The 5,490-nt window shown below is 73.7% G+C and carries 6 protein-coding genes and 1 pseudogene; 2 read left to right on the forward strand and 5 right to left on the reverse strand.

Going from position 1 to position 5,490, the window contains the following annotated elements; all coding sequences use genetic code 11:
- The coding region (locus HMPREF0731_RS15010; protein WP_007005008.1) for a uroporphyrinogen-III C-methyltransferase at nt 1-353 on the reverse strand (353 nt) is incomplete at its 3' end.
- Nucleotides 354-367: 14 nt separating this feature from the next.
- Here HMPREF0731_RS15010 and HMPREF0731_RS15015 point away from each other — a divergent pair.
- Nucleotides 368-1,480, forward strand: coding sequence for a cobalt-precorrin-5B (C(1))-methyltransferase (locus HMPREF0731_RS15015; protein ID WP_007005009.1), 1,113 nt, complete (start codon nt 368-370; stop codon nt 1,478-1,480).
- A 123-nt stretch (nt 1,481-1,603) separates the two neighbouring features.
- On the opposite strand, the gene cobM is transcribed toward HMPREF0731_RS15015, so the two are convergent.
- The 3 genes and pseudogenes from cobM to cbiE form a co-directional block, all read right to left on the reverse strand.
- Entirely contained in the window at nt 1,604-2,350 is a 747-nt protein-coding gene (gene cobM / locus HMPREF0731_RS15020) for a precorrin-4 C(11)-methyltransferase (protein WP_007005011.1), read from the reverse strand.
- Nucleotides 2,347-2,745, reverse strand: coding sequence for a cobalamin biosynthesis protein (locus HMPREF0731_RS26205; protein WP_281015362.1), 399 nt, complete (start codon nt 2,743-2,745; stop codon nt 2,347-2,349). Before HMPREF0731_RS26205 ends, cobM begins: the two co-directional genes overlap by 4 nt.
- A gap of 12 nt (nt 2,746-2,757) precedes the next feature.
- Nucleotides 2,758-3,972, reverse strand: a pseudogene (cbiE, locus tag HMPREF0731_RS15025) (precorrin-6y C5,15-methyltransferase (decarboxylating) subunit CbiE); the annotation flags it as partial.
- An 11-nt stretch (nt 3,973-3,983) separates the two neighbouring features.
- On the opposite strand from cbiE, the gene HMPREF0731_RS15030 reads away from it, so the two are divergent.
- Entirely contained in the window at nt 3,984-4,739 is a 756-nt protein-coding gene (locus HMPREF0731_RS15030) for a cobalt-precorrin-6A reductase (RefSeq protein ID WP_007005013.1), read from the forward strand.
- Here the strand turns inward: HMPREF0731_RS15030 and cobJ are convergent.
- Nucleotides 4,709-5,467 carry a precorrin-3B C(17)-methyltransferase gene (gene cobJ / locus HMPREF0731_RS15035; protein ID WP_007005014.1) on the reverse strand — a complete coding sequence of 253 codons (759 nt, stop codon included), beginning with the start codon at nt 5,465-5,467 and terminating at the stop codon, nt 4,709-4,711. The genes HMPREF0731_RS15030 and cobJ overlap by 31 nt on opposite strands.
- Between the last annotated feature and the right edge of the window lie 23 nt (nt 5,468-5,490).

The raw sequence follows: 5,490 nt of genomic DNA on the forward strand, positions 1-5,490 counted from the left end.
TCCTCCGCGCCGCGGCCGAACACGTAAGGGTCGCCGCCCTTCAGCCGCACCACGCGCCGGCCCGCCCGCGCCCCGGCCACCAGCGCCGCGATGATGTCCGCCTGCTTCGCCGAGGGCTGGCCGCCGCGCTTGCCCATGAAGCGCCGCTCCGCGCCCTCCGGCGCGAGGGCCAGGATGCGGGGGTCCACCAGCTCGTCATGCACCAGCAGCTCGGCCTGGGCGAGGCCGGCGAGCGCCTCCAGCGTCAGCTTCGCCGGGTCGCCCGGCCCGGCGCCGACCAGCCAGACCTGGCCGGGGCGCAGTTCGGGCGGGGCTTCCCCCAGCAGGGCGGCGAGGTGTTCCAATCGGGTCATGCCGCGTGCTCCGGATGACAGGGGCGGGGGTGGGGGATAAAGCTGGCGGCGTGCCGCAGGAAGACCCTCCGCTGCGCCGGGGCTGGACCACCGGCGCCTGTGCCACGGCGGCGGCCAAGGCCGCCTATGCCGCGCTGCGCCATGGCGCCTTCCCCGACCCGGTCAGCATCACCCTGCCGCGCGGCGAGCGCCCCGCCTTCGCCCTGGCCGAATCTTTCTTTCAGTCCGACGGCGCGGCGAGCGCCGGGGTGGTGAAGGATGCGGGGGACGACCCGGATGTCACCCATGGCGCGCTGATCCGCGCCACGGTGCGGGCGCTGCCGCCGGGCTCCGGCGTGGTGTTCGCGGCCGGGGAGGGGGTGGGCACCGTGACGCTCCCCGGCCTGCCGCTGCCGCCGGGCGAGCCCGCCATCAACCCGGTGCCGCGTGCCATGATCCGCGCCGCTCTGGCCGAGGTGGCGGGGGCGGAGGCGGATGCGCATGTGGAAATCTCGATCCCCGGCGGCGAGGCGCTGGCGCGGAAGACGATGAATCCGCGCCTGGGCATCCTGGGCGGGCTGTCGGTGCTGGGGACGACGGGGGTGGTGGTGCCCTATTCCTGCGCGGCCTGGATCCATTCGATCCATCGCGGGGTGGATGTGGCGCGGGCGGCGGGGCTGCGTCATGTGGCGGGCGCCACGGGCAGCACCTCGGAAGACGCCGTGCGCCGCCTGCACGGGTTGCCGGAGCAGGCGCTGATCGACATGGGTGATTTCGTGGGCGGCATGCTGAAATACCTGCGCGCGCATCCGGTGGCGCGGGTGACGGTGGCGGGGGGGCTGGCCAAGCTGACCAAGCTGGCGCAGGGGCGGCTGGATCTGCATTCGCGCCGCGGCGGGGTGGATCTGCCGGCGCTGGCGGTTCTGGCGCGCGAGGCCGGGGGGAGCGCGGCGCTGGCCGCGCGCATCGCCGAAGCCAACACCGCGCTGGAGGCGTTCCGGCTGGCCGAGGCCGAGGGGGTGGCGTTGCCCCAGGCGGTGGCGGACCGGGCGCGGGCGGTGGCCGCCGCCGTGGTGGAGGGCGCGCCGGTTGCGGTGGATGTGGCGCTGTTCGGGCGGGATGGGGCGCTGTTGGCTGTCAGCCAGTAAGAATGTTCTTTTTTGGAAAAAAGAACCAAAAAACTTCTGTCAGTTTAGCGTCCCGCTGTGCCGGGAGACGGCGGCAGTCTGAAAAAGTCTTTTTGCTTCTTTTTCTTCAGAAAAAGAAGATTCTTATCTGAATCGTCTTTGGTATTCTTTTGAATACAAAGAGCTTTCTGTTTCCGCGTCCTTCAGCCCCGGCCCCACGAAGATGATCGCCGTCCGCTCGGCGGGCTCCTTCGCCATCTCCGCCTCAATGGTGCCGAGCGTCGCGCGCACCACGCGTTCCTCCGGCCAGGAGGCGCGCACCACCACCGCCACCGGGCAGTCCTTGCCATAGAGCGGCACCAGGCGCTGCACGATCTGCGGCAAGGCGTGGATCGCCAGATGCAGCGCCAGCGTCGCCCCGGTGGCGCCGAAGCCTTCCAGCGTCTCGCCCCCCGGCATGGGGGAGGCGCGGCCGGAGACCCGCGTCAGCACCAGGCTCTGCGCCACGGAGGGGATGGTCAGCTCCCGCCCCAGCGTCGCGGCGGCGGCGGCGAAGGCGGGCACGCCGGGGGTGACGGTGTAGGGAATGCCGTGGCGTTCCAGCCGGCGGATCTGCTCGCCCATGGCGGACCAGACCGAGAGGTCGCCGGAATGCAGCCGCGCCACATCCTGCCCCGCCGCCTGGGCGCGGAGATATTCCGCCTCGATCGCGTCGAGGTCGAGCGGCGCGGTGTCCACCAGCCGCGCCCCCGGCGGGCAATGCGCCAGCAACGCCGGCGGCACGATGGAGCCGGCATAGAGGCAGACCGGGCAGGCGGCCAGCAGGTCGCGCCCGCGCAGGGTGATGAGGTCCGCCGCCCCCGGCCCGGCGCCGATGAAATGCACGGTCATGTCTCGGACTCCGTCGAAAGGGCGCAGCTGACCCCGCTGCCATCGATGCGCGCCAACACCAGCCGCCCGCCCTGCGCCAGCGCGCAGCCCTCCGCCACCGAGGCGATGCCGGTGGCGCGCAGCGAGGCCTCGGAGCGGGACGGGCAGCGGCCCTGCACGGAAAGCAGCGCGTCGCGGTCGATGAACACCACGGGAAGGCCAAGAGTGTCGGCGGCGAAGGACAAAGCCTCGGCACCCTCGCGGAAGGCGGGGGCGGCGAGGCGGACCACGCGATGGCCCGACAATGCCTCGGCGCGGCGGATCAGCGCCACCAGGTCAGGGCCAGAGGCAGCGGGGCGCAAGCCAAGACCGGCCGTGGCCAGGGGCTCCGCCCCTGGACCCCGCTGGGGGGACAGGGTCCCCCCAGACCCCGCCTCGGGTTTGCAAACCGCGTACTGCACGACCGTCATCGCCGGGCGGTAGCCGTGGAAGGCGCCCACACGGTCCAGCCGCTCGACGCCGATCCGCGTCAGCTCCCCGCCCCAGCGGCCAAAGGCGGCCAGCAGCACCATCTCGGTCTCCACCGTGACGGCATTGGCCACCAGGCGTCCGCCCGGGCGCAGCGCGGCCCAGGCCGCCTCCAGCACCCCCGGCCGGCTCGCCCCGCCGCCCAGGAAGATCGCGTCCGGCCGCGGCAACCCCTCGAAGCCCTGCGGCGCGGCGGCCTCGACCAGCTCCAGCCCCGGCACGCCGAACTGCGCGGCATTGCGCGCGGCTCGGGTCAGCCGATCGGCGCGCGGCTCCAGCCCGATGGCGCGGTTCGCCGGATGCCGCAGCAGCCATTCGATGGCGACCGAGCCGCTGCCACACCCCACATCCCACAGCAGCTCGCCCTGCCGCGGCGCCAGCGCCGCCAGCGTCACCGCCCGCACCTCGCGCTTGGTGATCTGCCCGTCATGCTCGAACAGGCTCTCATCCAGACCCGCGCTCAGCGGCAGGATGCGCGCGCCAAGGCCCGGCACCACCTCCAGCGCCAGCAGGTTCAGCGGATCGGGCCGCAGCGCGAAGCCGCGCGCCTCGGCCATCCGGACCCGTTCGCGCGGGCCACCTAGCGCCTCCAGCAGATGCAGCCGCGTCGGGCCGAAGCCATGCCGTTCCAGCAGCGCGGCGACCTCCGCCGGGGTCGAGGCATCGGCCGACAGCGCCAGGATGCGCGCCCCCGGCTGCAGCAACGGGAGCAGACGCTCCACCGGCCGCCCACAGAAAGAAATCGTGGCGCAATCCTGCAGCGCCCAGCCCAGCCGCGACGCGGCCAGCGAGAAGGCGGACGGCGCCGGCAGCGTCAGGAACTCCCCGGCCTCCAGATGCCGCGCCAGGGTGGCGCCGATCCCGAAGCAGAACGGGTCGCCCGAGGCCAGCACCACGGTGCGCCGGCCGCGCCGGGCGAGCAGCGCCGGGATTCCCTCCAGCATCGGGCTCGGCCAGGGGTGGCGCTCGCCACGGATCAGCGGCGCGGCCAGCGCGATCTGCCGCGCCGCGCCGAACACCGCCTCCGCCCCGGCCAGCAATGTCGCGGCGGCGGGGGAGAGGCCCTCGACGCCGTCCTCGCCGATGCCCAGGATGGTCAGCCACGGAGTGTTCATCGCGAGGGACTATGCGCGTTCTGCTGCTGGGGGGAACCGGCGAGGCCACGGGCCTGGCCCGCGCCCTGGCCGAGGATAGCCGATACCAGGTCACGGTGTCCCTGGCGGGGGTCACCCGCGCGCCGCGCCCGCTGCCCCTGCCCACGCGGCTGGGCGGCTTCGGCGGCGCCGGGAGCCTGGCCGAGTATCTGCGCGCCGAGGGCATCGCGGCGCTGCTCGACGCCACCCACCCCTTCGCGGCGCGCATCACCGCCAATGCCGCCCAGGCAGCCGCGGCCACCGGCACGCCGCTGCTGCGCCTGCACCGCCCCGCCTGGACGCCCGGCCCCGGCGATGACTGGACGCAGCACCCCGACATGTCCGCCCTGGCCGCCGCCCTGGGGGAGACCCCGCGCCGCGTGCTGCTGACGGTGGGCCAGAAGGAGTTGGCGGCCTTCCGCGCCGCGCCCTGGCACCATTACGTCATCCGCAGCGTCGACCCGCCCGACCCGGCCCTGCTGCCCCCCCAGGCCGAGGTGCTGACCGCCACCGGCCCCTTCGCCCTGGAGGCGGAGCGTGAGTTGCTGCGCCGCCACGGCATCGAGGTGATTGCCAGCAAGAATTCCGGCGGCGCCGCCACGGCGGCCAAGCTGGTGGCGGCGCGGGAGCTGGGGCTGCCCGTGCATCTGCTGGCCCGCCCGCCGCTGCCGCCCGGCCTGGCGGTGGTGGAGGAGGTGGCGGACGCGCTCGCCTGGCTTCATGCCCGGCGCGCCGAGCGCGGCGCGTAGAGCCAGGGAAGCTTCCCCTCGCCCCGCGCCACCAGCCGGCTTTCCGCCGTGCCGACCAGCACCAGGCTGCGCATGTCGGCGGCCTCTGGCACCACCTCCGCCAGCGTGGTCAGCGCCAGCTTTTCCTCCGGCCGGCTGATGGCGGTGGCGATGGCCACCGGCACGCGTCCCGGCAGCATGTCCCGCAGCAATTCGAACGCCCGGCCGAGCTGCCAGGGCCGCGCCTTGGAGATCGGGTTGTAGAGGGCGATGACAAAGCCCGCGCCTGCCGCCGCATTCAGGCGCTTTTCCACCAGCTCCCAGGGCTTGAGATTGTCGGAGAGCGAGATGGCGCAGAAATCATGCCCGAGCGGCGCGCCCAGCCGCGCCGCGGCGGCGAACATGGCCGACAGCCCCGGCAGCACGGCGATGTCCAGCGCGCGCCATTCGGGCGGGCCCTGTTCCAGCGCCTCGAACACCGCGCTGGCCATGGCGAAGACGCCCGCATCGCCGGAGGACACCACCGCCACCCGCGCGCCGGCCGCCGCCAGCGCCAGCGCATGCGCCGCGCGCTCCAGCTCCTGCCGGTTGTCGGTGGCGTGGCGGCGCTGGCCGGGATGCGCCGGCACTCGCGCGACATAAGGGGCGTAGCCGATGATGTCGGTGGCCTCGGCGAGCGCTGCCGTCGCCTCGGGGGTGCGCAGCGCGTCGGCGCCGGGGCCGAGGCCGATGATTTTTAGCCAAGTCATTGAAGATCTTCTTTTTCTGAAGA

This window comes from Pseudoroseomonas cervicalis ATCC 49957, from assembly GCF_000164635.1.
Classification (GTDB): domain Bacteria; phylum Pseudomonadota; class Alphaproteobacteria; order Acetobacterales; family Acetobacteraceae; genus Pseudoroseomonas; species Pseudoroseomonas cervicalis.